The organism is Cobetia sp. UCD-24C, from assembly GCF_001306765.1.
Taxonomy (GTDB): domain Bacteria; phylum Pseudomonadota; class Gammaproteobacteria; order Pseudomonadales; family Halomonadaceae; genus Cobetia; species Cobetia amphilecti.
Map to the genome: position 1 here is coordinate 409,215 of NZ_LJTD01000002.1, position 26,410 is coordinate 435,624.

17 protein-coding genes are annotated in these 26,410 nt (G+C 64.6%); 8 read left to right on the forward strand and 9 right to left on the reverse strand.

Annotated features, from left to right (window positions below):
• Window positions 1-85: 85 nt before the first annotated feature.
• From AOG28_RS03990 to AOG28_RS04020, 7 genes are all read right to left on the reverse strand, one after another.
• Window positions 86-1,291: a TIGR01620 family protein gene (locus tag AOG28_RS03990; RefSeq protein ID WP_054555379.1), complete on the reverse strand. Its 1,206-nt coding sequence runs from the start codon at window positions 1,289-1,291 to the stop codon at window positions 86-88.
• Complete coding sequence (locus tag AOG28_RS03995; protein ID WP_235506938.1) at window positions 1,288-2,775, reverse strand: YcjX family protein; 1,488 nt, start codon at window positions 2,773-2,775, stop codon at window positions 1,288-1,290. The genes AOG28_RS03990 and AOG28_RS03995 overlap by 4 nt, the downstream gene beginning before the upstream one ends.
• Before the next feature lie 112 nt (window positions 2,776-2,887).
• Window positions 2,888-4,093, reverse strand: coding sequence for an MFS transporter (locus tag AOG28_RS04000; RefSeq protein WP_054555449.1), 1,206 nt, complete (start codon window positions 4,091-4,093; stop codon window positions 2,888-2,890).
• 144 nt (window positions 4,094-4,237) lie between these two features.
• Window positions 4,238-5,041, reverse strand: a complete 804-nt coding sequence (locus AOG28_RS04005) for a DUF2927 domain-containing protein (RefSeq protein ID WP_054555380.1) — start codon at window positions 5,039-5,041, stop codon at window positions 4,238-4,240.
• 240 nt (window positions 5,042-5,281) lie between these two features.
• The gene (locus AOG28_RS04010) at window positions 5,282-6,874 is read right to left on the reverse strand and encodes a solute:sodium symporter family transporter (RefSeq protein WP_054555381.1); all 1,593 of its coding nucleotides are present in this window, start codon (window positions 6,872-6,874) and stop codon (window positions 5,282-5,284) included.
• Window positions 6,875-7,357: 483 nt separating this feature from the next.
• Window positions 7,358-8,953 (reverse strand): solute:sodium symporter family transporter, encoded by a 1,596-nt coding sequence (locus AOG28_RS04015; protein WP_054555382.1) that lies wholly within the window; start codon window positions 8,951-8,953, stop codon window positions 7,358-7,360.
• A gap of 363 nt (window positions 8,954-9,316) precedes the next feature.
• The gene (locus AOG28_RS04020; RefSeq protein ID WP_082388216.1) at window positions 9,317-11,041 is read right to left on the reverse strand and encodes an alkaline phosphatase D family protein; all 1,725 of its coding nucleotides are present in this window, start codon (window positions 11,039-11,041) and stop codon (window positions 9,317-9,319) included.
• Window positions 11,042-11,307: 266 nt separating this feature from the next.
• Here AOG28_RS04020 and AOG28_RS04025 point away from each other — a divergent pair, with 266 nt between their 5' ends.
• The 4 genes from AOG28_RS04025 to AOG28_RS04040 all read left to right on the forward strand — a co-directional run bounded on the left by AOG28_RS04025 (window position 11,308) and on the right by AOG28_RS04040 (window position 16,814).
• The gene (locus tag AOG28_RS04025; RefSeq protein ID WP_235506939.1) at window positions 11,308-11,925 is read left to right on the forward strand and encodes a DUF924 family protein; all 618 of its coding nucleotides are present in this window, start codon (window positions 11,308-11,310) and stop codon (window positions 11,923-11,925) included.
• Between the two features lie 98 nt (window positions 11,926-12,023).
• Window positions 12,024-12,269 carry a GlsB/YeaQ/YmgE family stress response membrane protein gene (locus tag AOG28_RS04030; protein ID WP_043333988.1) on the forward strand — a complete coding sequence of 82 codons (246 nt, stop codon included), beginning with the start codon at window positions 12,024-12,026 and terminating at the stop codon, window positions 12,267-12,269.
• Window positions 12,270-12,590: 321 nt separating this feature from the next.
• Window positions 12,591-14,837: a catalase HPII gene (gene katE, locus AOG28_RS04035; RefSeq protein WP_082388217.1), complete on the forward strand. Its 2,247-nt coding sequence runs from the start codon at window positions 12,591-12,593 to the stop codon at window positions 14,835-14,837.
• A 450-nt stretch (window positions 14,838-15,287) separates the two neighbouring features.
• Window positions 15,288-16,814: a catalase gene (locus tag AOG28_RS04040; protein ID WP_043333987.1), complete on the forward strand. Its 1,527-nt coding sequence runs from the start codon at window positions 15,288-15,290 to the stop codon at window positions 16,812-16,814.
• A 163-nt stretch (window positions 16,815-16,977) separates the two neighbouring features.
• On the opposite strand, the gene AOG28_RS04045 is transcribed toward AOG28_RS04040, so the two are convergent.
• Complete coding sequence (locus AOG28_RS04045) at window positions 16,978-19,098, reverse strand: S9 family peptidase (RefSeq protein WP_054555384.1); 2,121 nt, start codon at window positions 19,096-19,098, stop codon at window positions 16,978-16,980.
• Window positions 19,099-19,365: 267 nt separating this feature from the next.
• On the opposite strand from AOG28_RS04045, the gene AOG28_RS04050 reads away from it, so the two are divergent.
• The 3 genes from AOG28_RS04050 to AOG28_RS04060 are packed head-to-tail and all read left to right on the forward strand — an operon-like array spanning window position 19,366 to window position 22,984.
• Window positions 19,366-19,890 (forward strand): hypothetical protein, encoded by a 525-nt coding sequence (locus tag AOG28_RS04050; RefSeq protein ID WP_054555385.1) that lies wholly within the window; start codon window positions 19,366-19,368, stop codon window positions 19,888-19,890.
• 60 nt (window positions 19,891-19,950) lie between these two features.
• A complete protein-coding gene (locus tag AOG28_RS04055) occupies window positions 19,951-22,098 on the forward strand; it encodes a VWA domain-containing protein (protein ID WP_082388219.1) in 2,148 nt (715 codons plus the stop codon).
• Window positions 22,091-22,984, forward strand: a complete 894-nt coding sequence (locus AOG28_RS04060) for a class II glutamine amidotransferase (protein ID WP_082388220.1) — start codon at window positions 22,091-22,093, stop codon at window positions 22,982-22,984. The genes AOG28_RS04055 and AOG28_RS04060 overlap by 8 nt, the downstream gene beginning before the upstream one ends.
• Before the next feature lie 136 nt (window positions 22,985-23,120).
• On the opposite strand, the gene cysK is transcribed toward AOG28_RS04060, so the two are convergent.
• Window positions 23,121-24,086, reverse strand: a complete 966-nt coding sequence (gene cysK, locus AOG28_RS04065) for a cysteine synthase A (protein ID WP_043333985.1) — start codon at window positions 24,084-24,086, stop codon at window positions 23,121-23,123.
• A 520-nt stretch (window positions 24,087-24,606) separates the two neighbouring features.
• On the opposite strand from cysK, the gene AOG28_RS04070 reads away from it, so the two are divergent.
• Window positions 24,607-26,367 (forward strand): AMP-binding protein, encoded by a 1,761-nt coding sequence (locus tag AOG28_RS04070; protein ID WP_082388221.1) that lies wholly within the window; start codon window positions 24,607-24,609, stop codon window positions 26,365-26,367.
• The last annotated feature ends 43 nt before the right edge of the window (window positions 26,368-26,410 follow it).

Consider the following 26,410-nt stretch of genomic DNA (forward strand, 5'->3'; position numbering starts at 1 on the left):
CGCGCGCCCTGAAGGCCCGAATGGCCAGCTATCAGAGGCGCGCGTCTTGTTTTTCAAGGCAGTGGCAGGGGAGGTCGCGGCCTGCTCAGCTCGCGTCGTCCTCGCCCTTGTCGGCCTTGCGCATGCGCGAGAACAGCTCCGCGCGCAGCTCACCGATGCGCGGCACCTCCTCGGCATGGAAGGGGATGGGGCGCAGCAGGCGCATGGCTCGCAGGCCGAGACGTGCGTTCATCAGGCCACTGCCCAGCCCCTGACCGGCCTTGGTGGAGAGGCGGCCGGCCAGATTCATCGACAGCAGGTCCATGCTGGCCTCGGCGGCCAGTTCGCTGGCACCGGCGAAGGCCATCGACGCCAGCACCTCCTTGAACAGCCGCAGGCGGCTGGCATAGCCCAGCTCCAGCCCGTAGAGGCGCGACAGGCGCTCCATCATGCGCAGCCCGCGCCAGGCCACCAGACTCATGTCGACCCAGGTCAGCGGCGAGACCGCCACCATCACCGCCGTCTCGCCACTCATGCGCGAGATCAGACGCCGCGCCTCACGGTCCCGCGGCCCCAGCACGTGGAAGGCGAACAGCTCGCGGCGCTCCGACGGGGAGTGATGCGCTTCACAGGCGGCGCGCCAGGCGCGCACGCCGGCGTCATCATCGCCGAGCTTCATCTGGCGACGCAGCTGTTCGAGCAGGTCTTCCTGCTGGCTGTCGGCTTTGCCGCCTGCCTTGCCCGAGTCCTCGTCAGGCGTGGGTGGCGCATCACCGCGCTGGCCAAAGCTTTTCTGGCCAAAACCCCTTTGACCAAAGCTCTCCTGGCCAAAGTCATCCTGCTGATGTTCTTCCAGCTCGGCGCGCAGCGCGACGTGCTTGCGCAGGTGACGCAGCCTGAAGAGCTCCTTGCCCAGCGCGCGGGCGCCGAGTCCGATGGCGCCAAGGCCCAGCAGGCCCCAGGCGCCGGTGATCAGATCACCGCCCATGGCCGCCTGATAGAGCGCATGACCGGCTTCGACACCCCCGAGGGTCAGGGTGCCGAGCAGCAGCCATTTGAGGCCGCGGTGACGTGGCCGGGCGCTCAGCGTCGCATCCAGTCCCGGCGTGGCGGGTTCCGGCTCGGCCGCCGCCAGGGGCTGGCTTTCCATCTCCGGCGAGAAGTGACGCGCGCCGCGCAGGGCCTCTGCCGCGCTTTCTGATGCGCTCTCGGTGGGGCGCTCGGCATAGGTGGTCGAGGCGGCATCGGCCTGCGCCGAATCGGGGCTCGTGAAGCGTTTGCCCGGGCGCGGATGGCGGGATTCGGTAGTCATTTCAGGTGGTCTCCCAGCAGCCAGTCGAGCACGGCGTCCATGCGAATGTGAGGTGGCGCATTGCCGTCGATCTTCGGCGGCGCGAAGTGGGGGAAGTCGAAGCGACTTTCGGCCCAGAAATTCGGGTCGGGCAGCCGTGAGGGCACCTCGCCCGGGAACAGCAGCACGGACTCGCGGCCGGCGCCTTGCGTGTCCGAGTCGCTCGCCCCCTCGTGCTCAGCGAGCAGTTGTCCCGCCAGCGCCGGATGACGCTGACCATTCTCGACCACCTCGCGCGCCTCGCTGGCGCGGATGGCGGCGATGGTGAAGGCCTTGAGCGGCACATCGCGATAGCGCAGGCGCTTGAGCGGGTCCGCCAGCAGCTGCTCGAGCAGGTCGCGCATCGCGCCATGCTGCTCTGGCGTGACGTGGTCGGCCTTGGTGGCGGCGATGGCCAGGCGGTCGATGCGGCGGTCCATCAGGCGCGCCAGCAGGTGACGGCGGCCATAGGCGAAGCTGTCGAACAGCTTGTCCAGCGCACGGCTCAGGTCGCGGAAGGGCGCCGGGCCGGCATTCAGCGCGCCCAGCACGTCGATCAGCACGATCTGGCGGTCAAAGCGCCGGAAGTGGTCATGATAGAAGGGGCGCACCACGCGGCGGCGATAGTGATCGAAGCGGCGTGCAAGGGTGCGATACAGGCTGGCTTCCGGCAGGGCGGCCAGCGCGTCGGGTCTCCAGTCACCTAGTCCCGGCAGCGGGAAGAACTGCAGCACCGGCGCTTCGTCCAGCTCGCCGGGCAGCAGGAAACGGCCTGGTGTCAGGTCGACGAAGCCACCCTTGCGGCGCGCGGCGTGCAGATAGTCGGTATAAAGGCTCGCGATCTCGGCGAGGCGGTCTTCATCCACCTCACTGTCCGGTGTCAGGCCCTCGACGGCCGCCATCCAGTCCTGCGCCCAGTCGCCACGCCCGTCGGCCAGCTGGGTTTCGCACTCGCTGCTCCAGCCGCTGAAGTCCTGCTCCAGCATCGGCAGGTCCAGCAGCCATTCGCCGGGATAGTCGATCAGGTCCAGCGTCAGGGTGGCGCGCTGGCTGTCGAGCATGCGCGCGGCGCGCGAGGTGGGGCGAAAGCCGATCTTGAGGCGCAGCTCGCTGATGCTGCGGGTCGGCGTCGGCCATTCGGGACCGTGGGGCGAATACTGGCCGGACAGCGAGCGCAAGCCGGCTTCCAGCGGGAAGCGCGGAATGGAGAGGTCCGGCTGACTGACGCGTTCCGCGCCGAGCAGGCGGCCGTCGCGTGCGGCGGGCAGCAGTTCCAGACGCGCGCCGAGTCCGGCATGGCGCAGCTGCTCGATCAGCGAGACGAGAAAGGCGGTCTTGCCGGCACCGGACAGGCCGGTGACGGCGAGCCGCAGCTGGCGGTCGAGACCGCGCTCCAGCAGGTCATGTGCTTCGCGGCCCACATCGCGGGCAAGCTGGCGGGCGTTGCGGGTCATGGTGTTGAACATCAGGCATTCCCTGTCAGTGGGGGCGAGGCGGCGCGACGTGATGGCGTCCTGGCAGCTGATGATGAGCTGGGTGATGGCCGGGACTTGTCAGCGTGCGCCGCACGGCTCGCCATCATCCCTCTATCTGCGGGCGATCGGCGCGCAAGGCAAGCTGACGCCACGCCAGCAGTGCGATGGGCAGCAGGCAGGCGGGGATCAGCAGCAGGTTGAGCAGCGCCCAGCCCAGCGTACTGACCAGAGGGCCGGCCAGCAGCGCCGTCACCGCCCCGGTGGTGAAGACGAGGAACTCGTTGGCGGCCTGGGTGCGGGCCTTCTCGTTGGGACGATGGCAGCGGGTCAGCAGCGTGGTGGCGGGCAGGAAGGTGAAGTTCCAGCCGATGCCGAGCAGGATGAGACCGAGGAAGAACCCCTGGGTTCCCGTCAGGTAGTCGGCGGCCAGCAGCTGCGCGGTGGCAAGGCTTGCCAGCAGGAAGCCGCAGCCGGTCACGATCATGGTGCCCGCCCCGAAGCGGGCGACCAGCCGCCCGGTGAAGAAGGACGGCAGGAACATGGCGACCACGTGCCATTGAATGGTGGTGGCGACGTGATCGAAGCCGTGCCCGGCATGGGCCATGGCCAGCGGTGTGGCCGTCATCGCCAGATTCATCACCCCATAGCCGACCATCGCGCTGAGCACGGCCAGCAGGAAGGTCGGTTGACGCAGGATCACGCCCAATGGGCGTGCCGGCGCCACTGCATTATCGTCGGCTGACTGGGCATTGCCTTCACGGGGCAGGCGGATGAAGGCCAGCAGCAACAGCGCCAGCAGATAGAGCGCCCCCAGCCCGATGAAGCTGCCCAGGAAGGGCGTGTCGGCCAATGCATGACTGGTGCGTGCAAGCCAGGGCCCGAAGAAGGCCGCCAGCACGCCACCGCCCATCACCAGTCCGATGGCGCGTTCACGTTGCTCCTCCGGGGCGGCCTCCATCGCGGCGAAGCGATATAGCTGCCCGAAGCCGATGCCGATGCCCACCAGCCAGGTGGCAAGCAGGAACAGTCCGAAATGCTGCAGATGCAGCGCCAGCACGGCCAGCCCCGCGCCAGCCAGCCCGCACAGATTGCCGAGCACGAAGCCGCGCCGCCGCCCGAGACGAGCGGTGATCAACGAGGCGGGAATGGTGGCGCACATCAGGCCCAGCCACTGGGTGGCGACTGGCGCGGTCGACCAGCTGCTCGAAGCCAGCTGGGCACCGATCAGCGGCGAGACCGCGATCAGCAGGATGTTGCCGCTGACCAGCAAGGCCTGACACAGCGACAGCAGCGTGACGGCCAAGGGCAGGCGTGCCCGGTCGGCAGCGGGAGAAGATAGTGGCATGAAGGCGCAGCTCCGTCGGATGTCGGCGCCCGGCGCGCCTGACCTGATTATGCCTGTGCTCCGCTCAGGCGTTCCAACTCCGTGTCCGGGATTGCGCTCTCGGTGAGCCTAGTCACCGGCCCATTCCCGCAGACTGCCCTGGCGCACGCGACGGATGGCGTGTGACAGCTCGCCTTGCTCGGCAAGGCGCTGGATGACCGCGGGCAGCGCAGCGCGAACTTGCGCGGCTGACATGCCGGGGGAAAGTTCCGGGGCATACAGCATCTTGAGCAGCACGTAATCCAGCGGGCTCAGCCAGGTATCCACCGTGACGTCACTGAAGATGGAGGGGAAGACCCTGTCTGAATCATTGGGCAGCCCCATCAGCTGGGCGCTCTCCTCGACGACGCAGTCCACCAGACGCGCCTTCTGGCGGGCATAGTCCGCGGGAATCAGGATCAGGCCGTTGGCGATGGCGTGATCCGGCCCGGTCTTGAACAGCGTCAGGCACACGCCTTCACGCAATGCCTTGCGCATGCCCGGGGTGGCGGCCTGCTGCTTGCCGATGTAGGCGGCGGCCTCGCGCGTCATGTGGTCTCGGGCGATGAAGGCGATGCGCAGGTTGGCCTCTCTGGCGGAGGACACGAAACTCAGCGGCTGGCCGGTAATGGCGGCCAGATGACGAAACTGGACCTCGCTCATCTTTCGCTGCATGCGCGAATTGCCCAGCTGCGAATCGACCCGCACCTTGATGGGCGCCTGCCAGCGCACCAGCGAGGCGCTGCTGCCGGGTTGGTATTCACGCTTGAGTGCCACTTCCATGAAGCTGTCCGTCAGCACTTCGGCTCGCTGCCAGCGCTCGGCGGCCTGGCTCGGGGTGACGGCGGTCAGACTGGACAGCAGCAGGGCGATACCCAGCGCCTTGGGCGCCACAGGAGCCTTCAGCGAAGAGGAGAAAGAAGCCCTCAGCGAAGAGGAGAAAGGCGACCTCAGCGAGGAAAAGAACAGCCCCTTTAACTGTCGATGGGGTAAGCAGGGCATGGGCGACCTCTTCAGGGAACATGCAGTCCAGCATGCCTGAAATGCACACGCCCCGCGTGTCCGAGGGGGCAACGCGGGGCGTGATACTCATTTGATGACGATTTGTCGTTTTGAAGCGGCGACTTTCAGGCGTCAGATGAAGGCCAGATAGATGGCGATCACCAGCACGACCAGCAACAGCGCGCAGACCTTGGCGCCTTTCCAGGGCGTCATGTCGATGGCGCCGACATCCTGCTGGATCCACGGCTCGTCACGCGGTGCCAGCTTGCCGATGATCAGCATCATCGCGATCAGCAGCACGAACACCAGGCCGACGAAGTGGAACTCGTGGATCACGTCGAGCACACCGGAGAAGGCTGGCACGAAGTAGACCACCCCGATCACGCTGCAACCGATCAGCAGTGCCAGGTTGGCGGCGATGGTCGGCACGCGACGCGTCAGCAGCCCCATCAGCACCACGGCGAAGATCGGGATGAAGTAGATGGCATTCATCTTCTGCAGGTAACCGAACAGGCTTTCCTGACCGGCCAGCAGCGGCGCGAGGGTCATGGAGGCGATCGCCAGCACCCAGCCGAAGCCCTTGGAGACCTTGACCACTTCCTCGTCGCTGGCATCACGACGCAGATGCGCCTTGTAGATACCGGTGGAGAACAGCGTGGTGGTGGCGTTCAGCGCCGAGTTGAAGGACGACAGGATCGCGCCGACCATCGCCGCGGCGAAGAAGCCGGTCAGCGGTGCGGGCAGCACATCGAAGACCAGCTGGCCGTAGGCGCTGTCGGCCTTGACGCCGGAAGAGGCGTAGAGGTGATAGGCGATGATGCCGGGAATCACCAGATACAGCGGGCCCAGCAGCTTGAGGGCACCGGTCAGCAGTACGCCTTTCTGGCCCTCGGCGAGGGTCTTGGCGGCGAAGGTGCGCTGGATGATCTGCTGGTTGGTACACCAGTAGAAGAAGTTGATGATCATCACGCCGGTGAACAGGGTCGAGAAGGGCACCGACTGGTCTTCACCGCCCATGGAGTTGAATTTCTCCGGATTGGCGGCGGTCAGCGTGTCCCAGCCGGCCATCACGCCCTGGCCATCACTCACCGCATCGAGGCCGAAATAGACGATCAGCATGCCGCCGATCAACAGGCCCACGCCGTTCAAGGTGTCGGAGATGGCGATGGAGCGCATGCCGCCGAACAGGGCATAGATGGCACCGATGATGCCGACCACCCAGATGGTCATCCACAGCAGCGCATTGGGCGAGCTGATGCCGGTCAGCGAGGGCAGATCCAGCATGCCCTGCAGGCCGATGGCACCGGAGTAGAGGATGATCGGCAGCAGGATCACCGCGTAGGCGAACAGGAAGATCAGGTTGGTGATCAGCTCGGTGCTGCGGCCATAGCGCAGGGCCAGCAGCTCGGGCAGGGTGGTGATGCCACTCTTGAGGAAGCGTGGCAGGAAGAACATCGCCATCACCACCATGGCCAGTACCGCCATGACTTCCCAGGCCATCACCGACAGGCCATCGGTGAAGGCGGCGCCATTCAGGCCGACCATCTGCTCGGTGGACAGGTTGGTCATCAACAGGGACCCCGCGATCAGCGGGAAGGTCAGGCTGCGTCCAGCGAGGAAATAACCGGTGGAATGCGAGGTGTCATCGCGGTGTGTCCACCACCAGGTCAAGGCAGCGACCAGGCCGGTAAAGAACACGAAAGAAACAAGTGTCAGGGCATGCATGGGGGAGGATTCCTTTAGGCGTGCGGAGGCGAATCATGAGGCGGTGGGTAGGTGACCCGGGTGGCGATTCGACGCCGATCCAGCCGTGGCGATGCAATGCACACAGCAAGCTGTGTCATCGTCCGTGAAGAGACTCACCGGTAACATTCACGGCAAGACTGGCGATAGTGTAGGTATCTCCCGATTTCTCGCTATCCGCCATTTGTAGAACATACGTTGGTTTTGAGGTGCAGCTGGCGTCGATTGAGCGTTGAGAATGAACAGGCGGTCATTGCTTCTCAGTCTCTGGTATCAGGCCTTGATCGCAGTGTCGTAAAAAGACGCATGTCACGGCTTTCACCGCGCATTGCGGGTCATCCTTCATGCCCAATCAGAGACGCCAGCGCCCCGCCATCGGTGAAGATGACGGGGCGCTGGCGTGCTCATGTCATACGCTCATGTCGATGACATGTGGTATGCGATCGCTCTGGGCGAATGGGGCGATCAGCCGGCGAAGGCCAGGTAGATGGCCATCACCAGCACCAGCAGAATGATGCTGGCGATACGCGTGCCAGCCCAGGGGGTCATGTCGATGGCACCGACGTCCTGCTGGATCCAGGGTTCGGCGCGCGGTGACAGCTTGCCGATCACAAGCATCATGGCGATCAACAGCACCAGCACGATGGCGATGAAGTGGAAGTTGTGCACCCGATCGACCAGCTCGGAAAGCGTCGGCACGAAGTAGAACAGGCCGATGACCGCGCAGCCGAGCACCAGCGCCAGGTTGGCTGCGATGGCCGGCACGCGCTTGGACATCAGTCCCACCACGATCACCGCCAGCAGCGGGATGTAGTAGATGGAGTTCACCTTCTGCACGTAGACGAACAGGCTTTCCTGGGTCGCCAGCAGCGGCGCGATGGCCATCGCGGCGGCGGCCATGATCCAGCCGGCCCACTTGGAGGCCTTGACCACCTCTTCATCGCTGGCCTGCGGCTTGAGACGTGCCTTGTAGACATCGAGGCTGAACAGGGTGGCGGTGGAGTTGAGCGCCGAGTTGAAGGACGACAGGATCGCCCCGACCATCGCCGCGGCGAAGAAGCCGGTCAGCGGCGCGGGCAGCACATCGAAGACCAGCCGGCCATAGGCGGCGTCGGCCTTGATGCCGTCACCGGCGTAGAGCTGGAATGCGATGATGCCCGGCAGCACCAGGTACAGCGGGCCCAGCAGCTTGAGGGCGCCGGTCAGCAGCACGCCCTTCTGGCCCTCGGCGAGGGTCTTGGCGGCGAAGGTGCGCTGGATGATCTGCTGGTTGGTGCACCAGTAGAACATGTTGAGCAGCAGCACCCCGGTGAACAGGGTCGAGACCGGCACTGACTGGTCATCCCCGCCCAGCGAATTGAGCTTCTCCGGGTGGGTCTCCTTGAGCGTCTCCCAGCCGGCGAGAATGCCATTGCCGTCACCGACACGGTCCAGCCCGTAGTAGACGATGATCATGCCGCCGATCAGCAGGCCGATGCCGTTCAGGGTGTCGGAGATGGCGATGGAGCGCAGGCCACCGAAGAGGGCATAGATGGCACCGGCGATGCCGACGGCGATCACGGTGCCGGTCAGCAGCACCATCTGCGAGTCGATGCCGGTCAGGGCACGCAGGTCGAGCACGCCCATCAGGCCGAGGGCACCGGAGTAGAGAATGCTGGGCAGCAGGATGATGGCGTAGGCCAGCATGAAGATCAGGTTGGCCAGCAGCTGGGTGGTGCGATCGAAACGCAGTGCCAGCAGTTCCGGCAGGGTGGTGATGCCGCTCTTGAGAAAGCGTGGCAGGAAGAACATGGCCATCGCGACCAGCGAGACCACGGCCACCACTTCCCAGGCCATCACGGAGAGGCCGTCGGTGAAGGCGGCGCCGTTGAGGCCCACCATCTGCTCGGTGGACAGATTGGTCATCAGCAGGGAGCCTGCGATGATCGGGAAGGTCAGACTGCGTCCGGCGAGGAAATAGCCGGTGGAATGTTGATGGTCGTCACGACGGGTCAGCCACCAGGTGATCACGGCGACCAGCCCCGTGAAGAACACGAAGGAGCTCAGGGTGAGGGCGTTCATGGCATTATCCTTGTTGAACAACAGGGCTCGGAGGCCTGCTTGCTCAGCTGCCCATCGTCTGCAGAACATGCCTCACCGTTGGCGCGCGGTACCACGAGACACGCTGTCAGCGACCGACATCTAGCGTGCCGATCAGTGTCAAAGAAATGCCGGACCCTCACCATTGACAATTTGTCTGACATTTTTCTGCAATTGTCTGATTCGTGCAGACATAGCCCGCCAGCGGCTGTCGACCTGTCGCCATGACCAGAACGCCCCGCCTCTTGCGTGTCGATCGACAGCAGGAGGCGGGGCGTTGTCGTTGTCAGAACCTGGTATCGGAAGCCGATAGTCAGCAGCGAGTGTCAGAAACAGACGCCGCTGTCAGGCGCTGGCGGCGGGGGTCAGCACCTGCTGGTAGAGCGAGGCGCCGTGGATGTCCTTCAGCGTCACGGTCAGCGCTTCGCTCTCGGGGTCGAGATCCACTTGGCCGAAGAACTGGAAGCCCTCGCTGGGCGACATGTTGGCCCGCCCCTCAGGCGGTGCCTTCACGAATTCGAGTTTCGGCCCGAAGGTGTTGTCCAGCTCGCCGGGACCGAAGGTGCCGGCGTGGATCGGGCCGCTGACGAATTCCCAGAACGGCGTGAAGTCCTTGAAGACGGCGCGCTCGGGCGAGTAGTGGTGCGCGGCGGTGTAGTGCACGTCGGCGGTCAGCCAGACCAGATTCTGGATGTCGTGATCGCGTACGAACTTGAGCAGTTCGGCAATCTCCTGCTCGCGCCCCAGCGCCTCGCCATCGCCGTTGGCGCCGTTCTCGAAGTTGTCGCCGTCACGCACCAGCAGCCCGATCGGCATGTCGGAGGCGATGACCTTCCAGGTGGCGGTGCTGGCCTTGAGCGACTGCTTGAGCCATGCCAGCTGATCGCGACCCAGGAAGTCGGTCTGTGGCCCACGCCCTGTCTGGCGGTTGGCGGAATTGGCGCCGCGGAAGCTGCGCATGTCGAGCATGAACATCTCGAGCCCCGGCCCGAAGCTGAAATTGCGGTGGATGCGCTCCGGCGCGGCTGGGCCGGTGCGCAGCGGCATGTTCTCGAGGAAGGCGCGACGCGCATTGGCGGACAGCAAGTCGAGATTCTTCTCGGTGTAGCGATCATCCTCGAGAATCTCGCCCGGGTACCAGTTGTTGGTGGTCTCGTGGTCGTCCCACTGGGCGAACATCGGCACTTCGGCATTGAAGCGGCGCAGGTTATCGTCCATCAGGTTGTAGGCGTACTGGCCACGATACTCGTCCAGCGTTTCTGCCACCTTGGACTTGGCGGGCGTGACGATATTGCGCCACAGGCTGCCGTCGTGCTGGATGACGCTCTCCTCGAGCGGGCCATCAGCGTAGATGGTATCGCCGGAGTGCAGGAAGAAGTCCGGCTTGACCTGACGCATGGTCTCGTAGAGGCGCAGGCCACCGAAGTCCGGGTTGATGCCCCAGCCCTGGCCGACGGTGTCACCGGACCACACGAAACGCAGCGCACGCGGTGCCTGGGCGCTCGGCGGCAGCACCAGGCGACCGGCGGTGGCCTCGCTGATGGCGCGGTGGTCATCCAGCGCCGCGTAGCGCACCCGGTAGAAGACCTCGCCGCTGGCGTTGGCGCGAGTGCCGATGCGGGTCAGGTCGAGCTTGCTGGTCAGGCCGTCCGCCGGCAGGGCCACCGGGCCACGCATCTGGAAGGCGCCGCGCATCTCGGGATTGTCGGCCAGTTCGACCAGCATACGTGCCGGCTTGTCGCTCTGGCTCCACAGCATGGCGCGGCTGGCGGTCACGTCGCCGCTCATCACGCCGGAGGGCATGCGCGGGCGCCGTCCTTCAGCCATCACGATGGCGGGAGCGCCGAGCAGGCCCGTGGTCGCCAGCAGCCCGACTCCGGCACCTTGCAGGCCGCGCCCCAGCAGCTGGCGGCGGTCCATCCGTGACGGGGCGCCGGCGGGGGTGACTGTCGAAGCGTCATTGCCGGCTGGCGCAGCGCTTGGCGAAGCGGGGGATGTAGGGGTGGTTTGAGCGGCGTGGGACTTGCGAGAGGAGCGCAAAGGCAGCAGATCAGACAGGCGGCGGGACATGGCGGGCTTCCTTGTAACGGTCTGGCGTCAGGTTGGGATAGAGAGTGGCAACATAAGTGACATCAGTGCACCAGCCAGCGCGGGGCATGCCGCAAAGGCTGACAGCGCTGATGGGAGAGGCTACTTTCCACGCTCAAGATGAAGATCCGGTGTCAGAACCATGATCGCCCCGCGCCGCTCAGGCCCGACACTCGCAGTGCAAGGTGGTGCGCTCAGTCAGGCCTGTCGCGCGGCTTCCTTCTCGACTCCACGCAAGGACACCTTCGATGCCCCCCTCCATGCTCCCCTCAAGCCCCTCGGAATCCCCGCAACCTGACGCCGCCAGGCTGATTGCGGACAGCCATCCCCAGGCACGGCAGGTACTCGATTACTGGTTCACTCAGCTGACGCCCAAGGACTGGTTTCGCAAGAGCGATGCCCTCGATGGCCAGCTGCGTGAGCGATTCGCCGCGCGGCTCGAGCAGGCACTTGCCTGTGAGCTGTGGGAGTGGCGGGCGAGCGTCGGTGGGCGGCTGGCGGAAATCCTGCTGCTGGACCAGTTTGCGCGCAATATCCATCGCGATACTCCGCGCGCCTTCAGTGGCGACAACCTGGCACTCGCGCTCTCCCAGCAGGCCGTCACGCTGGGCGACCTGGACTGCCTTCCGCTGGCCTGGCAGCCCTTCGCGATCATGCCGTGGATGCACAGCGAATCGTTGCGCATCCATGAGCATGCCGAACAATTGTTCGCACGCCCCGGCCTCGAGCACACCTTGCGCTATGAGCATCTGCATGCGGACATCGTGCGTAGATTCGGCCGCTACCCGCATCGCAATGCGATTCTCGGTCGCGAGTCCACGCCGGAAGAGATCGCCTTCTTGGGCCAGCCCGGCTCCTCATTCTGACAAATGAAAGATCGCCCCCTTTTAATTGTGTGACGTCGTCTCCAAGACTTGTACAGCGGCGCCAAGCGCCTGTACATCAGCAAGGAAGGAGACAGCAGATGGGTATCATTCTCGGGTTGATCATCGGTGGTCTGGCCGGCTGGATCGCAGGCAACATCATGCGCGGCGGCAGCTTCGGCATTCTTGGCAACATCGTCGTCGGTGTCGTCGGCGGCCTGTTGGGCAGCGTCATCTTCAAGCTGCTGGGGCTGGCCTCCACCGGCATCATCGGTTCGCTGGTTGTCTCGGTCGTGGGGGCGGTGGTGTTGCTGTGGATCGTCTCGAAGGTCAAGTCCAAGGCCTGACGGCGCGGTGTCGAGTCCCGTCAGGCGTGCAAGCAGCAAGTGCAGTCGTCAACAGCAAGTGAAGTCCCTTACGGGTGTCTGGATGGATTCGATGGAGACACCCGCCGCAGCAACGCCTCTTGTCACCCGGGGCACCTGACTGCCCGGTAATCTGTCACGGCGCCGAGAGGTGCCTTGTTCGAGAAGTGCTTTGAGAAGAAGTACTTGGACAAGAAGTGCTTGGACAAGAAGTACGCCGGCAAGAGGCGGCAAGGCCGAATCATCCTTCAGCGCCACAGTAGTGGCGCGTTGCGGATCTAGCGAAAACAGGAGCGTTTGAGCATGGCGAGCAATGAGCACGATTCAGCACCTTCTTCCCAGTCGAATGCCGACAGCGCGAAGTGCCCCTATCACGAGGGCCAGAATCGCTCGGCAGAGGGAGAGAACCCCTATACCCATCCCAACCGCAATGGGCCGCATGACACCAAGCCCAATGCCGGTGACGGTCATACCAAGGACGAGGCGCTGGAGACCTATCGCGCCGACGCCGAAGGGCATGACCTGCGTACCAACCAGGGGCTGCGCATCGCGGACAACCACAACTCGCTGAAGGCGGGGGAACGCGGTCCGACCCTGATGGAAGATTTCATCTTCCGCGAGAAGATGAACCACTTCGACAATGAACGTATCCCTGAGCGTATCGTTCACGCGCGTGGCGCGGCCGCGCACGGGTATTTTCAGGCCTACGACAATGCCGCCAGGTATTCCAAGGCCGGCGTGTTCAGCGACCCGTCCAAGAAGACGCCGGTGTTCGTGCGTTTCTCGACCGTGCAGGGCTCGCGTGGCTCCAACGACACGGTACGTGACGTGCGTGGCTTCGCGACCAAGTTCTACACCGATGACGGCAACTGGGATCTGGTCGGCAATGACATCCCGGTGTTCTTCATCCAGGACGCGATGAAGTTTCCTGACTTCGTGCACGCCGTGAAGCCGGAGCCGCACAACGAGATTCCCCAGGGCCAGTCAGCCCACGATACCTTCTGGGACTTCGTGTCACTGATGCCGGAAACCACTCACACCGTGCTGTGGACCATGTCGGACCGCGCCTTCCCGCGTCATTACCGCAACATGGAAGGCTTCGGTGTGCATACCTTCCGTCTGATCGACCGTGAAGGCGTGTCGCGCTTCGTCAAGTTCCACTGGAAGCCGGTGGCTGGTACCTGCTCGCTGATCTGGGATGAAGCCCAGAAGCTGTGGGGACGTGACCCGGACTTCAACCGTCGCATGATGTGGGATGACATCAAGAGCGGCGCGCCGCTGGAGTGGGAGCTGGGCATCCAGGTGGTCGAGGAGAAGGACGAGCACAGCTTCGACTTCGATATCCTCGATCCGACCAAGCTGATCCCCGAATCGCTGGTGCCGGTGGTGCCGATCGGCAAGATGGTGCTGGACCGCAATCCGGACAACTACTTCGCCGAGACCGAGCAGGTCGCCTTCAATCCGGCCAACATCGTGCCGGGAATCGACTTCTCCAATGACCCGCTGCTGCAGGGGCGTCTGTTCTCCTATCTGGATACCCAGATGCTGCGTCTTGGTGGGCCGAACTTCCACGAGATTCCCATCAACCAGCCGGTGTGCCCGTTCCACAACAACCAGCGAGATGCCCAGCATCGTCAGACCATCAACACGGGGCAGGCGTCCTACGAGCCGAACTCCATCGATGGTGGCTGGCCGGCCGAGACACCGCCGTCCCAGGATGCCCATGGCGGTTTCGAGCCGTATCATGAGCGCATCGAGGCGCACAAGGTACGTGCGCGCAGCGCCTCCTTCGGGGATCACTATTCCCAGGCCACCCTGTTCTGGAACAGCCAGACTGATGTGGAGAAGGAGCACATCATCGCGGCCTACACCTTCGAGCTTTCCAAGGTCGAGCGTCCGTGGATCCGTGAGCGGGTGATCACCGAGATCCTGCCCAACATCGATCTGGAGCTGGCACGTCGCGTCGGTGAGAATCACGGCATCGAGACACCGACCAGCAAGCCCGCGCCGGACGGTGAACTGGGCACCAGCCAGGTCGACAGCGACCCGGCACTGAGCCTGATGGCGCGCCTGCCGGACTCCATCGCCACCCGCAAGGTCGCGATCCTGGCCGCCGATGGCGTCGCCATGGAAGATGTTCGCTCGATCAAGGAGCAGCTGGCCGCCGAGGGTGCCGAAGGGCTGTTGATCGCCCCGAGCATGGCGCCGATCAAGGCCGGAGACGGCACCATGCTGTCGCCGGATGCGATGCTCAATGGCCTGCCGTCCGTGACGGTGGATGCCGTCGTCGTCGCTGGCGGCGTGGGTAGCGTCGAGGCGCTGAGCGGCTCGGGCCTGGGACTCTATTATGTCCAGGAAGCCTACAAGCACCTGAAGCCCATCGTGGCGATCTGTGAAGGCAAGGAGCTGCTGGCCGCCGCTCGCGTGCCGGTCGAGGAGGGCGTCATCCTGGTGGATGATGTGCTCGCCGCCAGCCTGCCGCTGCGTGATGCCCTGATGGCTCACCGTGTGTGGTCGCGTGATGCGCGTGCCAATCAGATGCCGGCATGAGGTGCTGACGCCCCACAAGGTATGATGTAACTCACCAAGCCCCCTGACCTGCAAAGGTCAGGGGGCTTTTTCATGGTCATGATGTGGTCATTTCCGGACGTGAAGATGGGGTGGCGAAGAAAGGTGAAAACAGGGTTGGTGATGCCGCCGGATTGAGTGCCGTCCTGCGGTTCACGCCGCTGAGGGTGGCTGATAGGCTCAGTGATAGGGGCTGATTATCGAAGACATGCTGGTAATTGATTATCGCTAGAAGCACCAGGTGCGTAAGGTAAGCAGGCATCAAGGGGCCACAAGCCAGCACATGCCGGGCAGGCATCGGCCCCGACCCGATTCGACAATGGGCTGCAGGCTTTCACATCAAGCAGCGCATGAAAATGTGACATCAGCAGCATCTGGCCTTGCCAGTCGAGTTTGATAGCGCTTTTTTCTACCTGACAGGAGAACGTCTACATGTCCCAGACTCCACGCTATACCACAGGTAACGGCGCCCCGGTGCCTCACGATGACATCAGCCAGACAGCGGGCCCGAATGGTTCACTGACCTTCGACAACTGGCGTCTGTTCGAGAAGCTGGCGCACTTCAACCGTGAGCGCATTCCGGAGCGTGTCGTCCACGCCCGTGGCGTCGCCGCCTACGGCACCTTCACCCTGACCCGTGACCTGTCTGACCTGACCATCGCCCGCTTCCTGCAGGGTGTCGGCAAGCAGACCCCGTTGCTGGCGCGTTTCTCCACCGTGGCCGGTGGCCAGGACAGCGGCGACAACACTCGCGACGTGCGCGGCTTCTCCTTGAAGTTCTACACCGAGGACGGCAACTGGGACATGGTCGGTAACAACACGCCGGTGTTCTTCATCCGCGAGCCGTCCAAGTTCCCTGACTTCATCCACACCCAGAAGAAAGACCCGCGCACCAACATGGTCGACTGGCAGAATCGTTGGGAATTCTGGGCCAACCATCCGCAGGCGCTGCATCAGGTCACCATCCTGATGTCCGACCGCGGTATCCCGAAGTCGCTGACCACCATGAACGGCTACAGCTCGCACACGCTGAGCCTGTGGAACGACAAGGGCGAGCGTGTCTGGGTCAAGTGGCACTTCAAGACCGACCAGGGCCACGAGACACTGACCGACGATCAAGCGGCGCAGGTCGCACCGGACTTCCACCAGCACGACATGTTCACCCGCCTCGAGCGTGGCGAGCGTCCGAGCTGGACCGTCAACCTGCAGGTGATGACCGAAGCCCAGGCACGTGACTACCACATCAACCCGTTCGATCTGACCAAGGTGTGGCCGCACGGTGACTTCCCGCTGATGGAAGTCGGCAAGATGGAGCTCAATCGCAACCCGGAGAACTACTTCGCGGAAGTCGAGCAGTCCGTCTTCTCGCCGTCCAACTTCGTGCCGGGTATCGGCGCCTCGCCGGACCGCGTGCTGCAGGCTCGTCTGTGGGCCTACGCCGATGCACACCGCTACCGTGTCGGTGCCAACGCCGAGCAGCTGCCGGTCAACCGTCCGGTCTGCCCGGTCAACCACTACCAGCGTGATGGCGTGATGGCGGGCATGTGCCCGGTCACCGGTCACGGTGGCGGCCCGCTGGGCGGCCAGGTCGGTCAGGGCGTGCCGGGAGAAACGAAGGAAGGTGGCCAGTACTCACGCACCAACTTCTACCCCAACGAGCGTGCCGAGCAGGGCGCCCCTGTGCCGGACGCTACCGTCGCCGAGCCGGCGATGCCGCTGGAGCAGAACGCCTGGATGGGCTATCACGACAACAGCGATGAGGATAACTACAGCCAGGCCGGCAACCTCTATCGTCTGTTCGATGAAGGCCAGAAGACGCGCATCACCGACGTCATCGCCGGCACCATGGTAGGCGTCAGCCACGTGGTCCAGGACAAGATGATCGCGCACTTCCGTCAGGCGGATGCCGATTATGGTGATCGTATCGCCACCAAGCTGGCCAAGCTCGATCCGCGCTGAGTCAGTCATGTTGCACCCTTCGTCAGGTCAAGCGTGACCCCTTGAGCTGACGAAAACATCAAGGCCCCCGCCGGGTAACCGGCGGGGGCCTTGTCGTATGCGGCTGTCAGGGTGCTATCCGACAGTCACAGCGCTGTGCGAAAGACACGCAAGCACAGGCACCTCAGTCGTCGTCGCGCGTGGCCTCATTGCCGTCGGCTTTCTCGCACACGCCCAGCGCCCACAGCAGGAAGGCGTCCTGGCGCGCATTGTCACGCCACGCCTTGAAGCGACCCGAGGCACCGCCGTGTCCGGAGCTCATGTCGGTGCGCAACAGGACAGGATGCGGCGTGCAGTCCATCTGGCGCAGACGCGCATACAGCTTGGCCGGCTCCCAGTAGGGCACGCGGGTGTCATGCCAGCTGCCCTGCAGGAACAGCGGCGGATAGGGCGCGGCGCTCAGGTTGTCCAGCGGCGAATAGGCGCGGATGCGACGCCGTGCCTCGTTCTCGTGCGGGTTGCCCCACTCGGTGTATTCCGCGGTGGTCAGCGGCAGCTCCGGGTTTTCCATGGTGCGCAGCACATCGACGAAGGGCACATCGAGCACCGCGGCGCAGAAGGCCTCGGGACGCTTGTTGAGGCTGGCGCCGACCAGCAGGCCACCGGCGCTGGCACCGTAGGCGGCAATGCGATCCGCGGCCCCGACGCCTTGCTCGACCAGCGCATCACGCGCGGCGAGGAAGTCATTGAAGCTGTTTTCCTTGTGCTCCAGCTTGCCGGCCAGATACCAAGGCTCGCCACGGTCTCCGCCGCCACGCACGTGGGCGACCGCGAAGGCGACGCCGCGCGTCAGCAGTTCCAGGCGGGCGATCGAGAACCAGGGGTCCAGCGTCTCGCCGTAGGCGCCATAGCCGTAGAGCAAGACCGGCAGCGGAGCGTGGGGGCGGCCCGCGTCATCACACAGGTCGCGCCGCATGACCACCGAGACCGGCACCTGCTCGCCATCGTCGGAGGTTGCCCACAGGCGGCGGCTGATCAGCTGCTCGGGCGCGAGATCGCCATGCACGGTCTGACGCTTGAGCAGGCGGCGCTCTCCCGTGTCGAGGTCCAGCTCGATCCAGCTCGGCGGCGTGGTGAAGCTTTCCTCGCGGATGCGCAGGCGGCGAGCGTCGAAATGCGGACAGTCGCCCAGCCCCTGGCTCAGCGGTTGCTCCGGCATCGCCAGGCGCTCGTCGCGGCAGATCGATTGTGTCGGTGCCGTGCCCTCGAATTCGATCACGCGCAGCCAGGCCTGGGCCTGACGGTGATCGCGTTCATCGACCATCAGCCCCCAGCTGAAGGCCTCGACGCCTTCCAGCGTCACCTCATCGCGGGTGGCGATCAGCGGCTGCCAGTCGCCGGGCGCATGCTCGGAGGCGATATCGAGCTGGAAGTGCGGCGCTTGCCTGTTGTGCAGCACATAGAAGTGGCCGGGGCGGTGGTCGACGCCGTACTCGACGCCGGTCTCGCGGGCGCGCACCAGACGCATCTCACCCAGCGGGGTGTCGGCCTTGAGCAACCAGGTCTCGCTGGTGTCCTTGGAGGCGGTCTCCAGAATCAGCCAGGCGCGTGAGCGGGTCTTGCCCATGCCGATCCAGAATTCGCTGTCTTCCTCGCGATAGAGCAGCGTCTCGGCGCGGCTCGCGACATTCAGACACCAGATCTCGAAGGGGCGCTGGGTGCTGTCATAGCGCGTGAACAGCAGGTGCTGGCCGTCCTCGGCCCACACCAGATCCGGCCCGATATCCTCCAGTAGGCACTCGTCATCGTGGCCGGCGTTGCGTGAGTCGCCATTCGTCGCGTTCAGTGTTGCAAGACGCAGGCTGAACACCTCGTCGCCGCTGGTGTCCAGAGTCCATGCCAGTTGCTGTTCATTCGGGGAGATGGCCATATCGCCGAGCTCGACGAAGTCGTGATGGCGCGACAGGCTCTGCAGGTCCAGCAGGCATTCGTGCTGGCGGGTATCGGCGGGGTCGGCGCCGATCGCATGGCGCCACCAGACCGGATAGTCGGCGTCGGCGGCGGTCTCGCTCCAATAAACGTAGTGATCCAGTGCCTCGGCCAAGCTTGAGACGGCCAGTTCGCGGCGCGCAAGATGGCCGTGATAGAGGGCGTCGCTCAGCGGCGCGAGCGGGGCGAACCAGCGATCACTCTCGGCGTTGGCCGCCGTGAGAAAGGTGGTGACCTCTGGCGTGTCGCGTTCTTCAAGCCAGTGCCATTCGGGGTCATCGGCACGATAATGGCGCTGGACGGGGCTATCGGGCATGGCTACCTCTTGAAAGTGGGGTGCTCGAGTGTGTCGGGCGGGCATGGAGTGTAACATTGAGCCTGTCCCACAGCGTGCGCAAGCCCTTGCCTCATGGGAGGCATCGCCGCCGTGAGAGATGAATGCGCAGCCTCTGGTGCCACGCAACGTGTGGCCCCGATGATGGGATGACTCGATGGCTGAACTGAGGTGCCGGCTGCTTCTGCACGGGACAGGCACCCCTCAGAATGTCAGTCTCGACAGGATGTTATGACAGGAGTGAAGGGCATGATGATTTCCGATTCGCTGCCGCAGATGTGGCTGATCTATTTTGGCCTGGCAGCGGTAGTGCTGTTTACCGGCTATATGGCGGTGCGAATACTGCCGCGTTTCTTGCGCTGGATCCTCGTCGGCGGTATCGCCGGCATGATCGCCGTGCCGACCAGTTTTCACGTCACGGCCAGCGTCGCGGAAGATGCCTACACCGGCCTTGCGCCGGCCATCGTGGCCTTTGCCGTCAGCGTGGTGCAGAAGGATGGTGGTGGCATGGCCTCGGCCTTCGGCATGCTGGTACTGGGCATCGGGGCCGGCGTGGTGCTGGGCCTGGTGATCTGGTGGCTGGGACGCGGGCGTGAACAGCGTCGCCGCGCCGCCCAGCAGCGCCGCCAGCCTCATGGCCACGAGCAGGAAGATGAGGAAGTGCGCGAGGGCCACGTCGCTGGCGCCAGCTTGCGTAGCGAGAAACGTGGCACCCCGGCTCGTGCGTCGGCGCGTACCCGCGCAGGCCGTGACCGTCAGGAACCGTCGCTCTGATCGAGCGTCGTTCGATCAGCGCCAGCCGTGCATTGTCCGAGCGTGGACTAAGGATCTGTCATGCCCCGTGATGTAGCTGTCACTTCGTCTCTTGAGCCAGTCCGTTCACCAGGGCTTGCGTCCGGCTCTTCATCCGGCCCTCTAGCGAAGGGTGCGGGGGCGCGCTGGCTGGCTGCCCTGATGCTGGCGGGCATCAGCCTCGCGTCGCCCTCGGCCTTCGCCGAGCAGGCGTCGCCAGCGGACAACGCTTCGGCAAGTGAGCCGATGAGCGAGTCGGTGAGTGAGCCGGTAGATGAGTCGTCAAGCGAACAGGCTGAACAGATGCCGTTCGTGGCCCGGGATGTCGCGAGTGACGTGAATGCAAGCAGTGGCTCGGCACGCGACATTGCGCCTGACCTGCGCATGGCGATCGATGTCTCCGGCAGCATGAAGCACAACGACCCGACCAATCTGCGCGCCAGTGCGCTGGACCTGTTGGTCACCTTGCTGCCGGAGCGCTCGCGTGCGGGACTGTGGGGCTTCGGTGAGCAGGTACAGCCCTTGCTGGCGCTGGGCGCGGTCGATGCGGGCTGGAAGCAGGCGGCCCGCGGGCTGGAAGGGCGGCTGGACGATTACGAGCAGTACACCGACCTCGAGGCGGGCCTGCGTGCCGCCGCCGAAGGCGCCGATGCGAGCATCGATGGCCAGGGGCCGCGTCAGGTCATTCTGCTCTCCGATGGCATGGTCGACCTGCGTGAGCCAAGCAGCGATAAGGCCGCCTCGGACAGCGCCTCGCGTCAGCGCATCACCGATGAGCTGACGCCACAGCTGGCGGCGCACAACATCACGGTGCATACCGTCGCGCTGTCGCGCAACGCCGATATCGATCTGCTGCAGCAGGTCGCCGATGGCACCGGCGGGCTGGCGACGGTCGCCGAGACCCCGGAAGACCTGCTGCGTGCCTTCCTTGGGGCGCTCGACCGTATCGTGCCCGGCGAGCTGGTGCCGCTCGAGGACAAGCGCTTCACCATCGATGGCAGCGTCGAGGAATTCACGGCGCTGGTCTTCCATGGCCCCGATGACAGCGCGCCGGTGTTGATTGCGCCGGATGGACAGCGCTATTCGCTGGCCGACAAGGCGTCGTTGCCTGAGGGCGTGCGCTGGGAACATCAGCCGCGCTATGACCTGATCACCGTGGCCGATCCCGAGGCCGGACAATGGCGTATCGAAGGGCAGGTGGGTGTCGACAGCCGCATCACCGTGGTGTCAGACCTGGCGCTGGTGTCGCGCCCGCTGCCGGCCACGCTGTATCGCGGCTTTGGCTATTCCCTCTCAGCCTCGCTGGTCGACGGCGCACGTGATGTCGACGAGCAGGATTTCCTGGCGACGCTGGACGGCAATGCGCGTCTGGTGCCGGAAGACGAGGGTGGCATGTCAGCAGAAACGGCAGCCGTGACCAGCGCCCAGCAGCGCGGCCTTGAGCGTGACGGTTCGGAGTTCAGCGTCAACATGCCGCCGCCGCAGCAGCCGGGTGGTGCTCGCCTGACGCTGACCATCGAGGGCCAGCGCGATGGCGCGCCCTTTGCACGTCAGTTGAGCCAGCGCACCAGCGTGGTCGACCCGCTGCTGGTCGAGCCGATCGGTGGCAATGCGCAGAATGCGACGCCGCCGAGCGCGCTGGAGGTCAGCGCGCGCCATCCGCTGCTCAACACCGCCAATACCCAGCTGGACGCGACGCTGCAGGGCGAGCCGCTGAGCGTGGCGGAAGCGGGCGAGAGTCGCTGGCGTATCGAACTGCCGCCGCTGGAACGTGACGTCAGTGCCGATGTGCAGATCAGCGCGCGCATCGCGCTGGGCGGGAGTTCGCGGGTGATTGACCTGGCGCCCTATACCCTCAACGAGAATGCGGCGCGGCGTGCCGCCAATCTGGACCGCTCGCCCATCGAGGGTGAGTCCTTCGGTGAGATTCAGGGCCTGGATCAGGCGGTAGAGGAGAAGGAAGACCTCAATGATCTGCTGATGAAGGGCCGTCTGCCCATCGACAAGGTGCCTGCGTTGATCAGTCAGTGGTTCGAAGGAGCTTCGGACTTTGCCCAGCGTGAGGCAGAATCACCGCAAAGCCGCATGATCGCTTACGCCGTGGCCGGTGTGATCGGCCTGCTGGTAGTGATCATGTTGGTGCGTCGCATGACGCGCAAGCCGACTCAGCGGGAGGAACCCCATGTGTGAACTGCTCGGCATGAGTGCCAATGTGCCGACCGATATCTGCTTCAGCTTCGCCGGTTTTCTGCAGCGAGGCGGTGGCACTGGTCCGCACCGCGATGGTTGGGGAATCGCCTTCTATGAAGAGGGCGGTTATCGCGAATTCCGTGACCCGCATCCGTCGGTGGATTCGCCCATCGCGCGCATGATTCTCGACTATCCGATCAAGTCGCAGATGGTCATCAGCCATATTCGCCAGGCCAATGTCGGCCAGGTGACACTGGCCAATACCCACCCGTTCACGCGCGAGCTGTGGGGCCGGCAGTGGTGCTATGCCCACAACGGTCAGCTGGCGGACTGGCAGGCACTGCCCCTGCCGTACTATCGCCCGGTGGGCAGCACGGACAGCGAGCACGCTGCCTGCTTCCTGCTCGGCGAGATCCGGCGCGCCTTCCCGAATCCGCCGGCGCGGTGCGAAGACCTGTGGCGGCATCTGCACGCCCAGTGCGAGCGTCTGCGCGGGCTTGGCGTCTTCAATCTGCTGCTCTCCGATGGCGTGCATCTCTACGCCTACTGCTCCACCAAGCTGGCGCACATCACGCGCCGTGCGCCCTTCGGGCAGGCGAGCCTCACCGACTTCGAGATGAGCGTCGACTTCCAGCAGCACACCACCGATGCCGATGTGGTCTCGGTGATCGCCACCGATCCGCTGACCGACAACGAGCAATGGCAGCGCCTGCTGCCGGGGCAACTGGTCGTGTTCCGCGAAGGCGAGCTGGTCGCCAGTCTTGGCGGTGAGTTGCCGCTGAGCCAGGAAGAGCCAGGGCAGGAGCAATCCGAGAGCGGGGCGGTCGATCGCACCGCCACCGCGCGCCGCAAGCCGGATTGGCTGGCTTCTGACTTGAGCTGCTGACGTTTGGCTGAGTCGCTGACGTTTGGCTGAGTCGCTGACGCTGAGCGACCGAGAAAGAGCGTGAATGCCAGACACACGAAGGGCCGCGATTGCGGCCCTTCGTGTTTGCGACTTTTGCCTGGTCAACGCGTGAGGCTCAGCCTTCGACATCGTCGAACATGCCGGCGAACATCGGCGAGGACAGGTAGCGCTCGCCGCTGTCCGGCAGGATGACGACGATGGACTTGTCGGCGTAGGCCGGGTCTTCCGCCAGACGCAGCGCCGCGGTCATCGCCGCACCGCAGGAGATGCCGCACATGATGCCTTCTTCCTGCATGATGCGACGCGCCATGGCCATGGCATCTTCACTGGCGACCGGCTCGACGCGGTCGATCAGCGCCAGGTCCAGGTTGTCGGGAATGAAGTTGGCACCGATGCCCTGGATCTTGTGCGGGGCCGGCGTGATCGACTCGCCCTGCATGCGCTGGGTGATGATGGCAGATTCCGCCGGCTCCACCGCCACGGCTTCGAGTGACTGGCCGCGCACCGTCTTGAAGTAGCGAGCGATGCCGCTGATGGTGCCGCCGGTACCGACGCCCGCCACCAGCACGTCCATCTCGCCATCCAGTGCATCCCACAGCTCCGGGCCGGTGGTCTCTTCGTGGATGCGCGGGTTGGCCGGGTTGGAGAACTGCTGCGGCAGGAAGTAGCGTTCCGGCTCGGCCTTCTGCAGCTCGCATGCCTTGTCGATGGCGCCCTGCATGCCCTTGGCCGGGTCGGTCAGCACCAGGTTGGCGCCGAGGGACTTCAGTACCTTGCGGCGTTCCATGCTCATGGAGGAAGGCATAGTCAGGGTGACGGGGTAGCCACGCGCCGCGCCGACGAAGGCCAGCGCGATGCCGGTATTGCCGGAGGTCGGCTCGATGATCTCCATGCCCGGCTTGAGCACGCCGCGCTCTTCGGCGTCCCACACCATGCTGGCACCGATACGGCACTTGACCGAGAACGCCGGGTTGCGGGCTTCCACCTTGGCGTACAGGCGTGGATGGCTGCTGAGGCGGTTGATCTTGACCAGCGGCGTATTGCCGATGGCTTGCGAGTTGTCCTGATAGATCTTGGCCATGCGAGGTCCTCTGGGTATCTGGCGGCTAGACAGCGATCATGCCCGCTGCTTGAGTGAAGTGATGATGCTCAGCAGCGCCTGTCGCGACTGTATGAGCATAAGGTTAAGGGCTAGCCGAGCGCGACTCAAAGGCCTGAAGCGCATAACGACATGGCAAGGTTGGCAGTCGCGGCTAGTCTCTGACCAAGGTCGTACAAGAGTAGTGGTTTGATTCAACGACACTTTTTCGGATGTGAACGATGGTTTCAATCGGTCGTTTTACATCATTGGCGTGACTGGTTAAGGTGAAGCGCGGCGGCCCTGGAGGTTCTTGCCGGGGTGTCGTCGGTGTATTGCCGGTACCTGCGCGCGCGTTGTCGCGCCGTCCTTTTCCCCATCACGCCGTCATTCATGTCATTGTTCACATGTGGGCGTGACGCCCTGATAACAACAAGTGCTGAATTCTCGCCTGTGGCTGCCAGTGAAAGACTCCGCGCCCGGCCACGATCCAGCAGACGAATGCAGTCATGGAGCCCAAGCCATGCATGATGCCAATCCTGCCAACGCCTCGGCAGACCCGGAAGCCGACAAGGCGTCTGATCACGCTGGCCCCGTGACCGGGGACGCCAACCTGATCGTCAGCGGTGAGCCGTTGTCCGGTCTCGAGGATTACCCCTCGATTCTCGAGGTCTTCGAGGCCAGCTGCGCCAACTATGCCGAGCGTCCGGCCTTCAGCTGCATGGACAAGACGCTCAGCTACGCCGATGTGGACCGCCTGTCGCGCAATTTCGCCGCCTGGCTGGAACACGAGACCGGCCTTGAGCCCGGTGACCGCATCGCCATCCAGCTGCCGAATCTGCTGCAGTTCCCGGTGGCCGTGTTCGGTGCGTTGCGCGCCGGTCTGGTGGTGGTCAACACCAACCCGCTCTACACCGAGCGCGAGATGCAGCACCAGTTCCATGACTCCGGCGCCCGCGCCATCGTGATTCTGGCCAACATGGCGGACAAGCTCGAGAAGGTGCTCAAGCGCACGTCCATCGAGGAGGTCATCATCACCGAGATCGGTGACCTGCATGATTTCCCCAAGCGTCCGCTGATCAATCTGGCGGTGCGCTACGTCAAGAAGATGGTGCCGAAGTACCACCTGCCCGACGCACACGGCCTGCGTGACGTGCTCAAGCGCGGGGCGGGGCTCTCGCACACGCGTGTCACGCGCCAGCCCGAGGACATCGCCGCGCTGCAGTACACCGGCGGTACCACCGGGGTTGCCAAGGGCACCATGCTGACCCACCGCAATCTGGTCGCCAACATGCTGCAGGCGCGCGGCGTGATCAGTGATGTGCTCAATGAAGGTCAGGAGGTGCTGATCGCGCCGCTGCCGGTCTATCACATCTATACCTTCACGGTGAATTGCCTCTACAGCATGGAGAGCGGCAACCACAGCGTGCTGATCACCAATCCGCGCGATATCGATGGCTTCATCAAGACACTGGCCAGGACACCGTTCACCGCCTTCGTCGGCCTCAACACGCTGTTCTCGGCGCTGTGCCAGCGTGATGACTTCAAGGCGCTGGACTTCTCGAGTCTCAAGCTGACCATCTCCGGCGGCATGGCGCTGACGCGCAGCGCGGCCGAGCGCTGGGAAGCCGTCACCGGCTGCCCGATCGCCGAGGGCTACGGCATGACCGAGACCTCACCCATCGTCAGCTTCAATCCGCCGCGCGAGCTGCAGCTGGGCACCATCGGCAAGCCGGTGCCAGGCACCGAGCTCAAGGTGGTGGATGCCGATGGCGTGACGCTGGGGCGCGATGCGCCGGGCGAGCTGTGCGTGCGCGGCCCCCAGGTGATGAAGGGCTACTGGCAGCGTGACGATGCCACGCGTGAGGCGATGGATGACGAGGGCTTCATCCGCACCGGCGATATCGCGGTCATCCAGCAAGATGACTTCGTGCGCATCGTCGATCGCAAGAAGGACATGATCATCGTCTCCGGCTTCAATGTGTTCCCCAACGAGATCGAGGACGTGGTCAGCGGCCATCCGGATATCGTCGAGGCGGCGGCCGTGGGCGTGCCGGACGAGCAGAGCGGCGAGGCGATCAAGCTGTTCGTGGTCTCCAGCAACCCGGACCTGGATCGCGACAGCCTGCGCAGCTGGTGCAAGGAGCAGCTGACCGGCTACAAGGTGCCGCGTTTCGTCGAATTCCGCGATGAACTGCCCAAGACCAACGTCGGCAAGGTGCTGCGCCGTGAGCTGCGCGACAGCGAAGAGAGCGGTGGCAATACGCCGCTACGCGAGCACTGAGGGCAGCGCTGAGCCGGCGGCGTGGCAGGGGACTAGCACCGCC